The following is a 16,411-nucleotide window of genomic DNA, read 5'->3' on the forward strand; positions in this document are numbered from 1 at the left end:
ACGCTTTCGCACAAAAAACATCTGCAGGCCTAAGCACAAAGCCGAATCCGGACGCATTGTTTATCTGTGCGAAAGCGAAGCGACAGCAACAATTATGCCGAGGCATAATTGATAACCATATCAATAAAAAAGAAAGAGTGATGAGAAATGAAAGCAGTAGAGGTTATGAAGGAGTATTTGAGAAGAGCGCAAGAAGAGGGTCAGGATTTATCTGATATGTATGTAGATCATGGAGAATTAAAAAATTTTAAAGGTGAAATTTTTAAAGGAAGAAAAGAAATACAAAACTTTTACACGTCACCTATGCCAAAAGGCTTTAAATTAACTATCCAAAATATTGATGGTGATGATACAGAATGTATTGCTACAGTTTTAACTACTTGGGATGGTTTGCCAAACCCAGTGATTCTGGAAGAAAGGTTGATTCTTGAAAATGAAAAAATAAAATCGTTGGCGATGATTCCAAAATAAAAGGGGGCGGAAGCTATGTCATTAAATCCTAATAAAAATTCCCTTCCTACACCTGAAAGAGACACGAAATATTGGATTGGTGTGGTATCTCTTAATCATGTGCAAAAAGGGGTTGAGGGAGGATTCGGCCAGTTATGCCATGGTAAAGAAAGACCTTTGAAACGAATGCAAAAAGGAGACTGGATCATTTATTATTCTCCTAAAAGAAGTCTAGATGGTAATGAGCCTGTAAGAGCATTTACCGCAATTGGAAGAGTGAAGGACGAGCGAATATACGAGTTCCAAATGGCAGAAAATTTTATTCCTTTTAGAAGAGATATAGACTTTTATAAAGATGCAAAAGCTGTGCCAATAAAAAGGATCTTAGATTATTTAGAGTTTGTAGAGGACAAATCCAAATATGGCTATAAATTTAGATTTGGTCATTTTGAAATAAGCAAAAAAGACTTTTTATTAATTGCTCATGAAATGGGATTACCGTTGAAGTATGGGTGAATTAGGTTGGAACAAAAAACGTTACTTTCTTAATTAATTGTCATTAAAGAAAGTAACGTTTTTAAATTGCTGTAAATCAAGTTATTTAAGCTGAGTGTTAAGGTTAGTTACAAATACTGTCTTACGCAAATTGCTAGCAACGACAATGCCTAGCATAGCACCAATGGTACTTGAAGTTAAAAAGGCTGGCATGAAAAATAAAGCAGCAACGGATGTCCCCATTAATAAATGCGCGTAAGGTACTGCGATAAGTGAGGCAATGATACCTGTCCCCAACATTTCACCGACTCCTGCAAGCCATTGCTTACCGCTGTATTTATAGGCAAGAGCTGCACATAGAGCGCCAATAACACTGCCAGGTATAGCTAGTAATGAGCCTGTGCCTGTTAAAATACGAATAATGGCTGTGACAAAGGCGACCATAACAGTAGGCACTGGACCAAGAATGATAGCACCGATAACATTAATGGCATGTTGGACAGGGTAGGCACGCGCAATCCCCGTTGGTATTGAAACGAAGGTAGAACCTGCTACGGCAATTGCTACTAATAAGGCCATGATTGTTAATTTTCGAATTGACATAATTTCCACTCCTTTGAAATGTGAATTTTATAGTTAGCGCCGCTAAACAGGAGAGTTCCGCCGCTAAGCCAAAGAGAAGCGCCGCTAAACAGGGGAGTTCCGCCGCTAAGCCAAAGAGAACGGCCGCTAAACAGTGGAGTTCCGCCGTTAAGGCTATGAGAAGCGCCGCTAAACAGGAGAGTTCCGCCGCTAAAGCGTAAAAAAGCCGCTTCCTAAAAAACAATAGGAAGCGGCCTTGTATCTACATAGTAAAAAGCAAGTGTCGGCACTTCCCTCCGCTAGTGTGAACTAGATCAGGTTCAAAGGGTCCGTATATGATCATATACGTCTCAGCCTTTTAAAGACTCCCCTAGTGGTAATTAATAGAATTTTTAGTTTTTCACATATTAATGTAGCATACTACTAAAAATAGTCAATAACTTTTCAGACTATTTTGTATCAGGATGCATAAGATGTGGTGCTTTTTTCATTGTCCAAATAAGGGCAAGGAAGAAACAAGCCATTAAAATAATAGACCCGAATATATAAGGACTGTTCATATTCCAATCGAATAATATACCTGCTAGAGCTGGACCAATCATATTACCAAGACTCATATAAGCATTGTTCAGACCAGCTGCATAGCCCTGTTCATTCTCAGCAAGCTTTGAAATCAATGTGTTGACGGCTGGGCGAATCAATGTCGTAGCTGTAGAGAAGATGGTCGCTACAATTAAAATAAGTGCAAAACCAGATGCGAATAATATTAAGAAAATCGAAACGGCTGCAATAAATAAATTGACTAACACTACTTTCATTTCGCCGAAGCGATTAAACAGCGGTGTAATAACAAACATCTGTACAACAACACCAAAAGCGCCGCCCATAACTAATATAATGGCGATATCAGTAGGTGTGTAATTAAACTTGTCTGTAACAAATAATGATAATGTTGTTTGGAAGTTAGCAATCCCGAAAGAGAATACAAGCATGATAATTAGCATGACAAAATAAGGCATTCGGACTGAACGGGCCATCTGCTTTGCAAGATTATCCTGCTTCTGTGCTTTTTTAGCAGTGTTCGGTTTTGTAGCAGGCAATAAAAAGAACGATAAAATAGCTGCTAAGATAGCTGCACATCCAGCAGTATAAAACGGAAAATGCAAACTAACTTTTGAGAGGAATCCGCCAATACCTGGTCCGATCATAAAACCAAAGGACATTGCTGCCCCTATCATCCCCATACCTTTTCCGCGTTCCTCGTACGTTGTGATGTCAGCCACAAATGCCATTATAGGAGGTGCCACAAATGCAGATCCAAGGCCACCTAAAAAGCGTGCCAAGAAGAGCATCCACACATCTGTAGAAAGTCCGAATCCAATTTGTGCAAGTCCTGTTACGATAAGGCCGAAAATAATGAGATTTTTACGACCGTATTGATCGGAAAGATTCCCAGCAATTGGAGAAAATACGAATTGTGCTAAGGCGAACGTTGCAATCAACATGCCAAGTACTTGTCCTGCAGCACCAAATAGTTTTAAATAATCAGGCATGACAGGAATAATAATTCCGATACTCCCCATTGCGATAAACATATTAAACATTAAAATATACAAAGCCGCCTTGTTAGACTTCTGCTGGGTCATCGAATACCCCTTTCTTTAATCAAATATACTACAGTCTACCACAAGGCTTGTACGTTTGCTATTGACTATAAGTCTGAGATTTAGTAGTAAGGTTATGAGGATTCTATTGATCAAATAAAATAAGCGTGTTGATTAGTAAAATATAGGTTTATTATTAAGGATAATGGGGGCGCATCATATACATCATAACGTGGGGGTGTTGATTTCCGTTCCGGCTGGGCGCTTTCCTGGGGGCGTCCGATGAGCCGCTTCGCTTCGCTCAGGGTCTCATCTGTGACGCTGATCCCCAAGAGTCGCCCAGCCTCCACTCCAATCAACTTATAACATGATATAGTTTTAACAATTATCAGTCCTATCTATTAGAGATGAGTCGATAAAAGGAATCTTTTATTGATATTTTGCTTGTTTATCCATTTTTAAAAATAGTTTACCTTCAGCTAAACGAAAAAGCTGTTCTCAACGTTACTAACGTGAGAACAGCTTTAAATGGGTTAAAATAGGTTATCGAATACTCATTTTAAATTCCAAGAACAGCTCATTGTATTTGCCTAAGTAATCAGGACCTAAGTTTTTATAAACTTCTAATGTTTTACGTTGTTCTTCAGTAGGATAGAAGCGTTTATCAGATACAACTTCTTTATCCATTAACTTCATCGCTGCAATATTAGGGGTAGAATAGCCTACATAATCAGCGTTTTTAGCACCCGATTCAGCTTTCAGCATAAAGTTAATGAAAGCATGTGCACCATCAATATTTTTTGACGTTTTTGGGATAACCATATTGTCAAACCATAAGTTTGAGCCTTCTTTTGGTACAGCGAAGTCTAAATCTTCATTTTCTGATAACATGTCTGCTGCTTGACCAGACCAAGTGAGTGCCACAGTAGCTTCATTATTAACCATCAACGGTGTAATTTCATCCCCGATAATGGCTTTAACATTTGGCGCCAATGTGATTAGTTTATCAGTAGCTTTACGTAGCTCCTGGTCATCTAAAGAGTTGAGAGAGTAGCCAAGACTGTTTAAGCCCATACCAATCACCTCACGTGCACCGTCTACTAAAAAGACTTTACGCTTTAATGAAGGATCCCATAAGTCCTTCCAAGATGAGAAGTCTAAATTTCCAACGAGCTTTGGATTATAGACAATGCCGACTGTTCCCCAGAAATATGGGACAGAATATTTATTGTCCTTATCAAATGGTAAATCTAAAAAATAAGGATCAATATTTTTAAAATTAGGGATTTTCGTTTTATCTAAAGGAATAAGTAAGTTTTCTTCCTTCATTTTTTCAATCATATATTCAGAAGGTACTGCGATATCGTAAGCTGTACCACCTTGTTGAATTTTTGTCATCATTGCTTCATTTGAATCGAACGTTTCATAAATGACGTGAATGCCTGTTTCTTTTTCAAATTGCTTCAGCAAATCCGGGTCTATATATTCTCCCCAGTTAAAGATCGTTAACGTATCTTTACCACTTTTACCACCACCGGCACTTAGGGCGTCAGCAGCATAGAACAAAAGGGCGGAAACGACAAGGATTGCGACTGTTGCTTGAATTAATTGCTTCATTGAGTTCCCCCCGTTCTTTTACTAGCGCGGCTTGTAATGAAGTAATAGCCAACTACGACGATAACCGTTACAAAGAATACTAAACCAGAAATAGCGTTAACCGTTAAGGAAATACCGGCACGTGCCATTGAGTAAATTTCAACAGATAAAGTACTAAAGCCGTTACCTGTCACGAAAAATGTTACCGCAAAATCATCTAGAGAATATGTTAAGGCAAGGAAGAACCCTGCAAAAATACCAGGTTGAATATACGGTAAAATAACACGCATCATGACATCTTTTTTCGTTGCTCCCAAATCTAATGCAGCATCGATTAATGATTTATTCATTTCTAATAGTTTCGGTAAGACCATCAGTACAACAATTGGGACGCTGAACGCTACATGTGCTATTAACACAGAAGTAAATCCTAATTTAATACCAATCATTGTGAATAAAATTAAGAAGCTTGCACCAATAATGACATCCGGGCTCACAATTAACACATTGTTTAAAGAAAGTAGTGTATTGCGCATTTTTGCATCTTTAACAGTGACAATGCCAATTGCTCCTAGTGTCCCAATGATTGTAGAAATCAATGCAGAGAGTAATGCCACGATCACTGTATTAATTAGAATTACGAGTAGACGTGAATCCTCAAATACGGCTTTATAATGTTCTAACGTAAAGGACTCAAAATTATTCATTGATCCGCCACTATTGAACGAATAGAAGATTAAATAGAAGATAGGTGCATACAAAACGATAAAAACAATCGCTAAATACACTCTTGCTGTAGCAGATAGTTTTTTCATCGTACGCGACCTCCTTTATCCTTTTTCTGTCCTGTAATTAACATAACGATGACCATGAATAAAATTAAGAAAACAGCAATTGTTGAACCCATTCCCCAGTTTTGGGTTACAAGGAATTGTTGTTCAATAGCTGTACCCAGTGTAATAACACGATTTCCTGCAATTAAACGAGTGATCATGAAAAGTGATAATGCAGGAATAAATACAACTTGAATACCTGATTTAACACCGTCCATTGTTAAAGGCAATATAACGCGACGGAATGTAGTAAAGGCAGATGCCCCCAAATCACGTGCGGCATAAACAAGAGCCGGATTTAAACGATCCAATGAGTTGAAAATCGGTAAAATCATAAATGGAATAAAAATATAAACGGATACGAACACAAAGCTAATGTCAGTGAATAGCATTTGCTTCGGATCAAAACCAAATACTTCGATAAATGCATTTAATGGACCGTACAAGCCGAAAATCCCGATAAAGGCATATGTTTTTAACAAAAGATTAATCCAAGAAGGAATAATAATTAGTAAAAGCCAAAGCTGTTTATGTTTCGTCTTCGTTAAAAAATAGGCTGTTGGATACGAAACAAGTAACGTAAAGAACGTAATTAAAAACGCATACCAGAATGAACTTAATGTCATTTTTAAATAGACAGAAGTAAAGAATGCTTTATAGTTATCGAGCGTGAAATTGCCATGTATATCTAGTAGGGAATAGTAAACAACGAGTGCAATCGGCGCGATAACGAAAAACGCAATCCATAAAACATATGGAAATAAGGCTGATTTCGAAGTCTTAGTTTGCATCTTCGTCGTCTCCATACGCCTCTAAACGTTTGTCGAATTCTTCTTCTGTTTCATTTAAGCGCATTACATGAATTGCTTCTGGATCAAAGTCTAAACCAATTTCTGTCCCTACCTCAGCTTTTTTCAATGAATGCACGAGCCATTCATTGCCATCTTTGTCGTACGTAGATAATTCATAATGCACCCCACGGAACAATTGAGTATCAACTTTAACGACAAGCTTGCCTTTATCGATTGTTGTCATTTCTAAATCCTCTGGGCGAATGACAATATCGATTTTTTCGTTTGGCTTCATACCTTGGTCAACACATTCAAAAACTTTACCAGCAAATTCTACTTTGAAATCTTCAATCATCACGCCAGGAACAATATTTGATTCACCAATAAAATCAGCAACGAAGCGGTTAATTGGCTCATCATAAATATCTACCGGTGTACCAGATTGTTGAATTTCACCTTCACTTAAGACAAAGATTTCATCACTCATGGCAAGTGCTTCTTCTTGATCGTGTGTGACAAAGACAAATGTTTTCCCAAGGCGTTGTTGTAACTCACGTAACTCATATTGCATTTCTGTACGTAGCTTTAAATCTAAAGCTGAAAGAGGTTCATCGAGTAAAATTACTTCAGGATCGTTCACAATCGCACGAGCAATTGCAACACGTTGACGTTGGCCACCAGACATTTCAGAAATTTCACGATTGCCATAGCCTGCTAAGTTAACGAATTTTAATGCTTCAACAACACGGTTTTTAATTTCACTTTCAGGAAGCTTTTTTATACGAAGCCCAAATGCGACGTTTTCAAAGACGTTTAAATGAGGAAACAAAGCATAATCTTGAAAAACAGTATTTACTTGGCGTTCATTTGCTGGCACTGAGTTGATTTTTTTATTATGAAAATAGATATTTCCTGTTGTCGGTTCTGTGAATCCAGCGATCATACGTAAAATAGTTGTTTTACCACAACCGGACGGACCTAGTAGTGTATAGAATTTGCCCTTTTCTAGCTCCAGGTTAATGTTTTTTAAGACGACCGTGCCGTCATTATAGGACTTTGAAACGTTTTCAAAGCGGATAATCGAATTCGTTGTCATAGATGCGCCTCCTTAAGCTATAAATATGAATCCGTTGCGACAAGTAAAATTTTTGTTTCATCAGCATGTGCATTAAAAATTTGATGATGATCTGTCGCTTCAAAATAGAGAGCATTGCCTTCACTCGCTATGTACTGTTCATCTCCTAAAACGAGACGAATACGCCCTTCGACAACATAAATAAATGTTTCTGAAAGGGAGGGTTCAAACTGCTTAAATTCACCATCAGCAGCAAGTGTTAAGAAAATGGGCTCCATTTCTTTTTCATTTGATGTAGGAATCAGCCACTGAATTTCATATTTCTTTTCTTCATCTGTATAAGTGGATTGATCTTCCTCTGTATATACAACCTTTTGTTCAGGTGCTCCATCATCGAAAAATTCCTTAGGTGTTGACCCTAAAACCTCTAATAGTGAAAATAGTGTTTCAATGGAAGGTGAATTTAGATCACGTTCTAATTGTGAAATATACCCTTTACTTAAATCTGTACGTTCTCCAAGCTCCTCTTGGGTAAGACCTTTTTTTAAACGAAGCGCTTTGATTTTTGCTCCTATTTGCATCTTTTCCCTCCTAGAAGAAGTTTAGCAATCATAAACTTTTGAAATACGAAGTTTACTTTAACGAAACTTTTAGTTTACTAAAACCATTACAATTATACATAATAATAAAGAATTTGCAATCGTTTTTAATGAAAAAAAAGTAGATGAAATTTTTAGAAATTATACATAAATACCGCATAGAAAAATTTCGTTTAAATAAGAATAAAATTGTTAAAAATAGCTAATGAATAGGCTGTAGCAGTTATTCCATTTAGGGATTTGACGGAAATTTGTCAGATAATTTAATGTGAGCACTTTTGTGAAGTTTACTTGTTTGAAAAACTACGATTACTCTGTTATCGTAGAAGACGAGTTCGCTGGTGCGAATGGAATATATACACTACATATTTAATCGGAGGGATTTATAATGGCAGAACGCATGGTAGGTAGACAAGCACCTGACTTTACAATGGAAGCAGTACTTCCAGACAAATCATTTGGTAAAGTATCATTAGAAGACATTAAAGCACAAGACAAATGGACAGTTCTTTTCTTCTATCCAATGGACTTCACTTTCGTATGTCCAACAGAAATCACTGCGATGAGCGATCGTTACGATGAGTTCGAAGACTTAGATGCAGAAGTAATCGGTGTTTCTACTGATACAATCCACACTCACTTAGCTTGGATTAACACTGACCGCACTAAAAATGGTCTTGGTGAGTTAAAATACCCATTAGCAGCAGATACAAATCACCAAATTTCACAAGAATATGGTGTATTAATTGAAGAAGAAGGTATCGCACTACGCGGCTTATTCATCATCAACCCAGAAGGTGAATTAAAATACCAAACAGTATTCGATAACAACATCGGCCGTGATGTAGACGAAACTTTACGTGTACTTCAAGCTTTACAAACTGGTGGTCTTTGCCCAGCAAACTGGCGCCCAGGTCAAGCAACTCTATAATTTAGAGTTTTAGATCATTCAACAAATAAAGAGTCCCCACAGTAAGTTTGTGGGGATTTTTTTAAACTTGATAGAGAAAAAGGTTCATCACCAAAAATTGGGGATGACTTTTGTTAAAACGTTGGAGTGGAGGCTAGGCGACTCCTTGGGGGATTAGCAATAGAGGAACGAAGGCTAAAACCATCACGTCCTGTGATAACGCCTTCGTGACCAGCATCGTGCTGGCCCGAGACCCTGCAGCGAAGCGGATGTTTTCTGTGCGAAAGCGTAGTGCTAACGTAGCGGCAGCAAATGTTTTATCTGCGCGAAAGCGAAGCGTCAGCGGCAATTGTTTTCTGTAGCGAAAGCAAAGCGGCAGCAACAATTGTTTTCTGTAGCGAAAGCAAAGCGGCAGCAACAATTGTTTTCTGTAGCGAAAGCAAAGCGGCAGCTACAAAGCGCCTAGCCGGAACGGAAATCAACCACACGTTTTGATAATGATCCTAGAAAAAGGAAAAAGGAGAATGTTTTATGAAACTTCGTGAACAAATGCCTGAACTTGTAGGCGCAACGACTTGGTTAAATGGTGAAGTAACAAAAGCGGATTTAGTAGGCGAAAAGCCAACATTAATCCACTTCTGGTCAGTTAGTTGCCATCTATGTAAAGAGGCAATGCCGGATGTGAACAATTTCCGTGATCAATACAAAGATGAGTTAAACGTTATCGCAGTGCATATGCCACGTTCTGAGGAAGATACAAATTTAGAAACAATCAAATCGGTAGCAGCAGAGCATGACATTGTGCAACCAATCTTTGTAGATAGCGAATTAAAGCTGACAGATGCATTTGAAAACCAATACGTACCTGCGTATTTTGTTTTCGATAAAGATGGTCAGCTTCGTCATATGCAAGCTGGTGGTAGCGGTATGAAAATGCTAGAAAAACGTGTGAATCGCGTTTTAGATGAAATGCGCAACGCATAAAATAGTAGAAAACGAGGCGGGGATATTTTACTCCTCGTCTTTTTTTATGGAAAACACAATGTTAGTGTCCACTACGGGATTATTATGAAGCTCACTATATGTGACGTACCTTGAGCGATCAATGAGTCAAGCTGATTGAAAAAAAGCAAGCCGATGGAGAAGTGACCAGAGCGGAAAAGGGGTTGGCCGGATTACTTCCTCGGCAGCCCGAGTAGTTTTATGGTAAACCTGATCACTTCCTCGGTCAACCCGAGCAGTTTTAGTGCAAACCTGATCACTTCCTCGGTCAACCCGAGCAGTTTTGGGGCAAACCTTATCACTTCCTCGGTGAACCCGAGCAGTTTTGGAGCAAACCTGATCACTTCCTCGGTCAACCCGAGCAGTTTTGGAGCAAACCTGATCACTTCCTCGGTCAACCCGAGCAGTTTTGGAGCAGACCTGATCACTTCCTCGGTGAACCCGAGCAGTTTTGGAGCAAACCTGATCACTTCCTCGGTGAACCCGAGCAGTTTTGGAGCAAACCTGATCACTTCCTCGGTCAACCCGAGCAGTTTTGGGGCAAATCTGATTACTTCCTCGGTCCACCCGAGCAGTTTCGTCTCTCACCCGATCAAATCCTAACGACAACCGAACAAGAAAGCCACTAGGCAGAACGATCCTGTCCAAGGATTGTCTTTTATTGACGAATACTCTCTTGTTTTGACGATACATATAGCAGAGAATACGTTACAATAATGGTATAGTAGTTTTCGGAGGGATTATTAATGATGAAAAAAGAGTTTGCTGTCATTGGACTGGGTCGTTTTGGAGGAAGTATTGTTCGAGAACTAATGAGTCAAGGCGCACAAGTTATGGCGATAGATCATTCCTCAGAGCGGGTGGACGAGTTTGCTTCGATTGCCACGCAGGCCGTTATCGCAGATTCGACGGATGAATCGGTATTAATTTCATTAGGTATTCGTAATTTTGAGCATGTTATCGTAGCGATTGGTGAAAATATTCAGGCTAGTATTTTGTCGACTATTATTTTAAAAGAAATTGGTGTTCAGCAGATTACTGTAAAGGCTCAGAATGATTACCATGAAAAAGTTCTGCGTAAAATTGGCGCAGATTTTGTCGTGCATCCTGAGCGTGATATGGGGATACGTATTGCCAATAATATGTTGTCTAATACAGTGCTCGATTATTTAGAGCTTTCAGATGAACATTCAATTATGGAGCTTAAGGCCAATGATGCGATTGCAGGTTACTCTATTATGGATCTAGATATTCGTGCAAAGTACGGGATTAATATTGTAGGTCTTAAGCGTGGTCCAGATATCATCGTATCTCCACAGGCGAGTGATAAAATTTTGCTGGGAGATATAATGCTTGTCATTGGGGCGGATGTAGATATTAACCGCTTTGTCAAAAAGGCATTGAATGGGTAATGAAAATGAATAAACGAAGATGGAAACTAGTTATATTTGCTGCAATTATTCTTATTGTCGCCTTTACATTACAATCTCGCGACAAAAATGAGGAAGAGGCTATTTCTCGCATTTTAGATCATACAGCAGAAATTGATGCAATCGAGCTATTTAAAGGAGAGCAATCTTTATTTCGAGCAACAGGTCAAGATGCAACAGCTAATATTGAAAACTATCCGCTAAGCCATGTTAAGAAACTAAGTAAAAAAGAACGAGCTATATTTGAAGAAAAACCACTTTATCATATTGTCTACGAAATTAAAGGAGAGCCTTTATATGAGGTAGATATTTTAAAGGTCGCGATTAGCTCTGAGCTAAGTGAAGAATTACAGCAGATGGTTTTTAATGTTGGGGATCAGCAATATTTGATATATTGGGCAAAAGAGAAAAAAGCACTTGAACAATCAACAAATACGCAACGTTTGCTTGAACAATATGTTAAATAAAAAGGAGTAGTGAAAACAGCAACTAGCTGTCATCACTACCCTTTCTTGTAGTTAAGGAAAATATAGACCCTTTGCCTGTAGATAACTTAGAACATAGTAGGTGTCTAGGCTAACCGCTACAACCTCTAGGTCGCTTCGATCCCTCGGGCAAAAGTGGATTAGCGTTTACTTTTGCCCCGAGGGGCTCTCCGGCGCTTGTCGGATGTAAACGAGCGCTTTAGTGAATTGTTCTTAGGACACAATAGTATTTTTTCCTTGAAGTGCACGCTCTTGCATTTCTATATCAAACTCTTTTTCAGATTTCGATACGACTACACAAGCTACACCGTTACCAATTAAATTTGTTACGGCACGTGCCTCAGACATGAAGCGGTCAACACCAATTAATAGCGCAATTCCTTCAACTGGAATCATTGGGAAAGCAGCAAGTGTTGCTGCTAATGTGATAAAACCAGAACCTGTTACACCAGCGGCTCCTTTAGATGTAATCATTAAAATTCCAAGAAGTGTAATGATTTGAATCCACGTCAAATCCATTCCGTATGCTTGTGCAATAAATAATGCAGCCATTGATAGGTAGATGGACGTTCCATCAAGATTGAAAGAATAACCGGTTGGTACTACTAATCCAACAACTTGTTTAGAGCAACCAAAGTTTTCTAATTTACGCATCATAGATGGCAAGGCAGATTCAGATGATGAAGTACCAATTACTAAGAAAATCTCCTCTTTTATATAAGCGATAAATTTAAAAATGTTGAAGCCGAAAAATTTTGCGATCGTTCCTAAAACAAAAACTACGAATAAGAACATTGTAATGTATACTGCGGCCATTAATAGACCTAAGTTGCCTAACGATTTCAAGCCAAAATTACCAATCGTAAAGGCCATTGCACCAAAAGCACCTATTGGAGATATTTTCATCACCATACTTACGATTTTGAAGAAAATTTCTGCCACTTGTTCAAAAAATGTGATGACAGGTTTTGCAGGTGCTCCAATAGAAGCAGCAGCTAAGCCGAACAATATTGCAGAGAATAACACAGGAAGTAATTGTCCTGTTGCAAGTGCACCTACAACGTTTTCAGGAATAATGCTAGAGATGAAAGCACCTAAGCCTTGCTCAGACTCTGCTGCAGCAGTTGTATATTTTGAGATATCGGCTTCGGAAGCACCTGATGTATCTAAACCTGTACCAGGGCTAACAATTAATGCAACAGCAATACCGATTGCTAAGGCAATGGTAGAGACAATTTCGAAATACAGTAACGCCTTTCCTCCGATCTTTCCAACTTTTTTCATATCCCCCATACTACCGATTCCGATTACAACTGTTAAGAAGATAATAGGGGCGATTAACATTTTAATTAGCTTAATGAATAAGTCAGCCAGGATTTTAAGGCTTGCACCAAACTCAGGGAAGATAGCCCCAACAATCACCCCTAGAATAATCGCAACTATAACCTGAACAGTCAGATTTTTCAGTAATTTCACTTTATGCTACCTCTTTTCTAAATTTTCTCTTTGATATCGTTTTCACTAGAATTATCATAGCGAATCTTTTTAGAAAAAAGAGATTTAGAAAATAAGAAACATATCGTTCATTAAGTACATTCATCCATATTTTAAATAAAACGTAGTGTTTTCAATAACTCAAGCTGTTATGATACTCTGCAAATAATTTACTATTGTTATAATACAAAAATAATTAATGAAAGAAAATTTAGTTTTATGTCAATTTTTTGTAATATTGTTCATTAAGTTCATGACTTTCTCCTACTTATGTCAACTAAAAGTGTTGTCAAAAGATTTTTTTGAAGATAATCTTAAAAGCATATCATTGATAGAAGTTACATTCTGAGCATGAGTAAAATCATCCCATTAAACTTCTTTAATAGTGAAATGCAGAGATTTGGAAAGGAAGGAATATTAAATGATAAAAATGCCTGTAAACGGCAAAATCCTGCTAGTGACATTTTTAATCATTGCATTCTCCTTTTTACTTGGTGGCATTTTTGTACTTGGAAACCTCTTAACTGAGCAAGAAAAGGAGTTTGGTCAGCGTGCTATGCTCGTAGCGCGGACTGTATCAAATGTGCCAGAAATCAGTATGCATTTGAAAAATGACAATATTAAAGAAGCTGCGAAAAATGTCAATAAAATTGTAGATGGAATTCGTGTTGTTAATAAAGCGGAGTATATTGTTGTAATGAATATGGATCGTATTAAACTATCTCACCCAGTTAGTAAAGAAATAGGGAAGCGTAGTGAATCACAGGATTTAAATGCTTCCTTTAGTGAGCATTATTATATATCGAAGGCGCAAGGGGAAGCGGGTGTAATGATTCGAGCTTTTGTCCCTATTATTGATGACAAAAAAGAACAAGTAGGCATTGTCGTTGTAGGGTATTCACTGCCAACTTTTATAGAAATGTTGCAAAATTATGAGCATGAAATTTTTATTACTATTCTTATATCGCTTGTTTTTAGTATTTGGGGGGCATATACACTGGGCCGACATATTAAAAAGCAAATGTTTGGGCTTGAGCCTCATGAGATTGCCAAGATGTATGTGGAACGAACAGAAACGTTCAATGCTATGCATGAAGGCATTATAGCAGTCGATAAAGGAATGAATATTACAATTTTTAATGAAAAAGCAGCTGATATATTAGGAGTTGCTAGAAAGATAGAGGATTGTATCGGGGAAAAGATTTATGATGTTTTGCCTGACACACGATTGCCTGAAATTGTTGAAACGGCAACGCCGGTATACGATCAAGAGCTCTACATCAATCATCATAGTATTTTGAGTAATCGTGTCCCGATTATTGTAAATGGTGAGTTAGTGGGAGCAGTTGCTATGTTTAAAGATTTAACAGCCGTGAAAAAGCTTGCGGAAGAGGTAACAGGTGTTAAAGCTTTTGTGCAAGCACTGCGTGTACAAACACATGAGCATAAAAATAAGCTTCATACTATTGCAGGACTTCTACAATTGGGACATACAAAGCAAGCACTTGAATACGTTACAGCTACTACTGAAAATGAAGCTTCTTTAACGAAGTTTTTGAATGAACGCTTTCATAATGAAAATATTTCAGGATTATTGCTTAGTAAAGTTAGTTATGGCAAGGAATTAGGCATACAAGTAGAAATCGATCGAAAAAGTCATTTTAAAAGCTTTCCCCCATTATTAGATCACCACGATTTTGTCGTCTTGTTAGGAAATTTAATTGAAAATGCCTTTGAAGCGCTAAATGTTCTTTCGAAGGATGATAAATATGTAGCGATTTCTGTAGATGAGCATGACGGTGTGCTAGCAATTGCTGTTTCTGATAATGGAATTGGGATGTCTGAAGAGGTTCAAGTTCGTATGTTTGAAAATGGATTTTCTACAAAGGCAAGTGAGAATCGCGGTATCGGCTTGCATTTAATACATGAAATCGTAAGAAAAGGTAATGGCGATATTGAGGTAGTGAGTGAATTTATGAAAGGGACAAGTTTCTTAATCTTATTTGAGTTAGGGGAAGAGTAGATGGATGTAATAAATGTGTTATTAATTGAAGATGATCCAATGGTACGAGAAGTGAACAGGCAATTTATTGAGCAAATCACAGGATTTTCATTGATAGGCTATGCTGGTAATGGGATAGAAGGGATAGAGAAGATTAAACAATTAAACCCTGACCTTGTCTTTATGGATATTTTTATGCCAGAGCAGGATGGTATTATTACGCTAGGAAAAATTCGTGAAGAACATATTCCAGTTGATGTTATTGCCGTAACTGCTGCGAATGATATGCCTACTGTGCAGAGAATATTACACCTAGGTGTCTATGATTATATTATGAAACCTTTTACGTTTGAACGAATTGAACAGACTTTAAAGAATTATCAAGGTTATAGAAAGAAAATAAGTGGTATGCAAGATCTAACACAGCATGATGTAGATCATCTAATGCAGCAACGTATTTCTGAACAAATAGTTGTTCCTCCGATCACTGAGACGATAATAATTGACGAGCTACCAAAGGGTTTTAATCGAGCAACATTAGACAAGGTGCTTGCCTACATTCAAGAGAGTGACGGAGCCGTATCAGCGGAAGAAGTGTCAACGTATATTGGAGCAGCTCGTGTAACAGCTCGACGTTACCTGGATTTTTTAGAAAAACAAAATTTATTAAAGGTGGATATACAATATGGAAGTGTGGGACGTCCTATCCATCGATATTATATTTAATCCGAATGAGTGTCTTATAGAGCTGTTTAATACATCTTTTATAGGGAAACTATAGAAATTAAGGGGATATTCGAAGCATCATTCGCTTTCTCACCAATATGGATTAGATTTTGGGAAGAAGAAGGTGTTTAGGGAAATTTGTTTATTGATGAATACATTATGCAGCAAATAGAGTCAATAGTTGAATAAAATATGCTTTATCCCGAGAGGCAAACTTACTTTAGCGATACATATAGCAGAGAATCCGTTACAATAATGGTATGTTATTCTTCGGAGGATTTTTTATGGAAATTAAAGATATACTTGATTTTAGAAAGCTAATGGGGAGTAGGTTTAA

At 37.8% G+C, this 16,411-nt stretch carries 17 protein-coding genes and 1 riboswitch; of the genes, 8 read left to right on the forward strand and 9 right to left on the reverse strand.

The features are described from left to right. The first annotated feature begins 147 nt into the window (after positions 1–147). Both ABH966_RS06745 and ABH966_RS06750 read left to right on the forward strand, forming a co-directional pair. Positions 148–471: a hypothetical protein gene (locus tag ABH966_RS06745; protein ID WP_370076953.1), complete on the forward strand. Its 324-nt coding sequence runs from the start codon at positions 148–150 to the stop codon at positions 469–471. A 15-nt stretch (positions 472–486) separates the two neighbouring features. After that, the gene (locus tag ABH966_RS06750; protein WP_370076955.1) at positions 487–966 is read left to right on the forward strand and encodes an EVE domain-containing protein; all 480 of its coding nucleotides are present in this window, start codon (positions 487–489) and stop codon (positions 964–966) included. A gap of 81 nt (positions 967–1,047) precedes the next feature. On the opposite strand, the gene thiW is transcribed toward ABH966_RS06750, so the two are convergent. The 7 genes from thiW to ABH966_RS06785 form a co-directional block, all read right to left on the reverse strand. Further along, positions 1,048–1,548 carry an energy coupling factor transporter S component ThiW gene (thiW, locus tag ABH966_RS06755; RefSeq protein WP_370076957.1) on the reverse strand — a complete coding sequence of 167 codons (501 nt, stop codon included), beginning with the start codon at positions 1,546–1,548 and terminating at the stop codon, positions 1,048–1,050. Positions 1,549–1,801: 253 nt separating this feature from the next. Next, positions 1,802–1,909, reverse strand: a riboswitch (TPP riboswitch). Between the two features lie 67 nt (positions 1,910–1,976). After that, positions 1,977–3,173, reverse strand: coding sequence for an MFS transporter (locus tag ABH966_RS06760; RefSeq protein ID WP_370076959.1), 1,197 nt, complete (start codon positions 3,171–3,173; stop codon positions 1,977–1,979). A gap of 501 nt (positions 3,174–3,674) precedes the next feature. Then, positions 3,675–4,748, reverse strand: a complete 1,074-nt coding sequence (locus tag ABH966_RS06765; RefSeq protein WP_370076961.1) for an ABC transporter substrate-binding protein — start codon at positions 4,746–4,748, stop codon at positions 3,675–3,677. After that, on the reverse strand, positions 4,745–5,542 hold the full coding sequence (locus ABH966_RS06770) for an ABC transporter permease (RefSeq protein ID WP_370076963.1): 798 nt from the start codon (positions 5,540–5,542) through the stop codon (positions 4,745–4,747). The genes ABH966_RS06765 and ABH966_RS06770 overlap by 4 nt, the downstream gene beginning before the upstream one ends. Next, positions 5,539–6,351 carry an ABC transporter permease gene (locus ABH966_RS06775; protein ID WP_370076965.1) on the reverse strand — a complete coding sequence of 271 codons (813 nt, stop codon included), beginning with the start codon at positions 6,349–6,351 and terminating at the stop codon, positions 5,539–5,541. The genes ABH966_RS06770 and ABH966_RS06775 overlap by 4 nt, the downstream gene beginning before the upstream one ends. Continuing rightward, entirely contained in the window at positions 6,341–7,447 is a 1,107-nt protein-coding gene (locus tag ABH966_RS06780; protein WP_370076967.1) for an ABC transporter ATP-binding protein, read from the reverse strand. Before ABH966_RS06780 ends, ABH966_RS06775 begins: the two co-directional genes overlap by 11 nt. 17 nt (positions 7,448–7,464) lie before the next feature. Next, a complete protein-coding gene (locus ABH966_RS06785; protein ID WP_079559677.1) occupies positions 7,465–8,007 on the reverse strand; it encodes a helix-turn-helix domain-containing protein in 543 nt (180 codons plus the stop codon). 406 nt (positions 8,008–8,413) lie between these two features. Between ABH966_RS06785 and ABH966_RS06790 the strand changes: the two genes are divergently transcribed. Together ABH966_RS06790 and ABH966_RS06795 are read left to right on the forward strand one after the other, a co-directional pair. Then, positions 8,414–8,956, forward strand: a complete 543-nt coding sequence (locus tag ABH966_RS06790; protein WP_370076969.1) for a peroxiredoxin — start codon at positions 8,414–8,416, stop codon at positions 8,954–8,956. A gap of 510 nt (positions 8,957–9,466) precedes the next feature. After that, entirely contained in the window at positions 9,467–9,919 is a 453-nt protein-coding gene (locus ABH966_RS06795; protein WP_053483465.1) for a TlpA family protein disulfide reductase, read from the forward strand. A gap of 191 nt (positions 9,920–10,110) precedes the next feature. Here ABH966_RS06795 and ABH966_RS06800 read toward each other — a convergent pair whose 3' ends face one another. Next, complete coding sequence (locus tag ABH966_RS06800; RefSeq protein ID WP_370076971.1) at positions 10,111–10,449, reverse strand: hypothetical protein; 339 nt, start codon at positions 10,447–10,449, stop codon at positions 10,111–10,113. Positions 10,450–10,686: 237 nt separating this feature from the next. Between ABH966_RS06800 and ABH966_RS06805 the strand changes: the two genes are divergently transcribed. Together ABH966_RS06805 and ABH966_RS06810 are read left to right on the forward strand one after the other, a co-directional pair. Beyond that, on the forward strand, positions 10,687–11,349 hold the full coding sequence (locus ABH966_RS06805; protein ID WP_370077040.1) for a potassium channel family protein: 663 nt from the start codon (positions 10,687–10,689) through the stop codon (positions 11,347–11,349). A gap of 5 nt (positions 11,350–11,354) precedes the next feature. Continuing rightward, positions 11,355–11,834, forward strand: coding sequence for a hypothetical protein (locus ABH966_RS06810; protein WP_370076973.1), 480 nt, complete (start codon positions 11,355–11,357; stop codon positions 11,832–11,834). Positions 11,835–12,065: 231 nt separating this feature from the next. Here ABH966_RS06810 and ABH966_RS06815 read toward each other — a convergent pair whose 3' ends face one another. Then, positions 12,066–13,328: a dicarboxylate/amino acid:cation symporter gene (locus ABH966_RS06815; protein ID WP_370076975.1), complete on the reverse strand. Its 1,263-nt coding sequence runs from the start codon at positions 13,326–13,328 to the stop codon at positions 12,066–12,068. Between the two features lie 439 nt (positions 13,329–13,767). Between ABH966_RS06815 and ABH966_RS06820 the strand changes: the two genes are divergently transcribed. Further along, entirely contained in the window at positions 13,768–15,369 is a 1,602-nt protein-coding gene (locus ABH966_RS06820; RefSeq protein ID WP_370076977.1) for an ATP-binding protein, read from the forward strand. Beyond that, a complete protein-coding gene (locus ABH966_RS06825; protein WP_370076979.1) occupies positions 15,370–16,074 on the forward strand; it encodes a response regulator in 705 nt (234 codons plus the stop codon). Positions 16,075–16,411: the final 337 nt, after the last annotated feature.

This window comes from Lysinibacillus sp. RC46 (assembly GCF_041262385.1).
Taxonomy (GTDB): domain Bacteria; phylum Bacillota; class Bacilli; order Bacillales_A; family Planococcaceae; genus Lysinibacillus.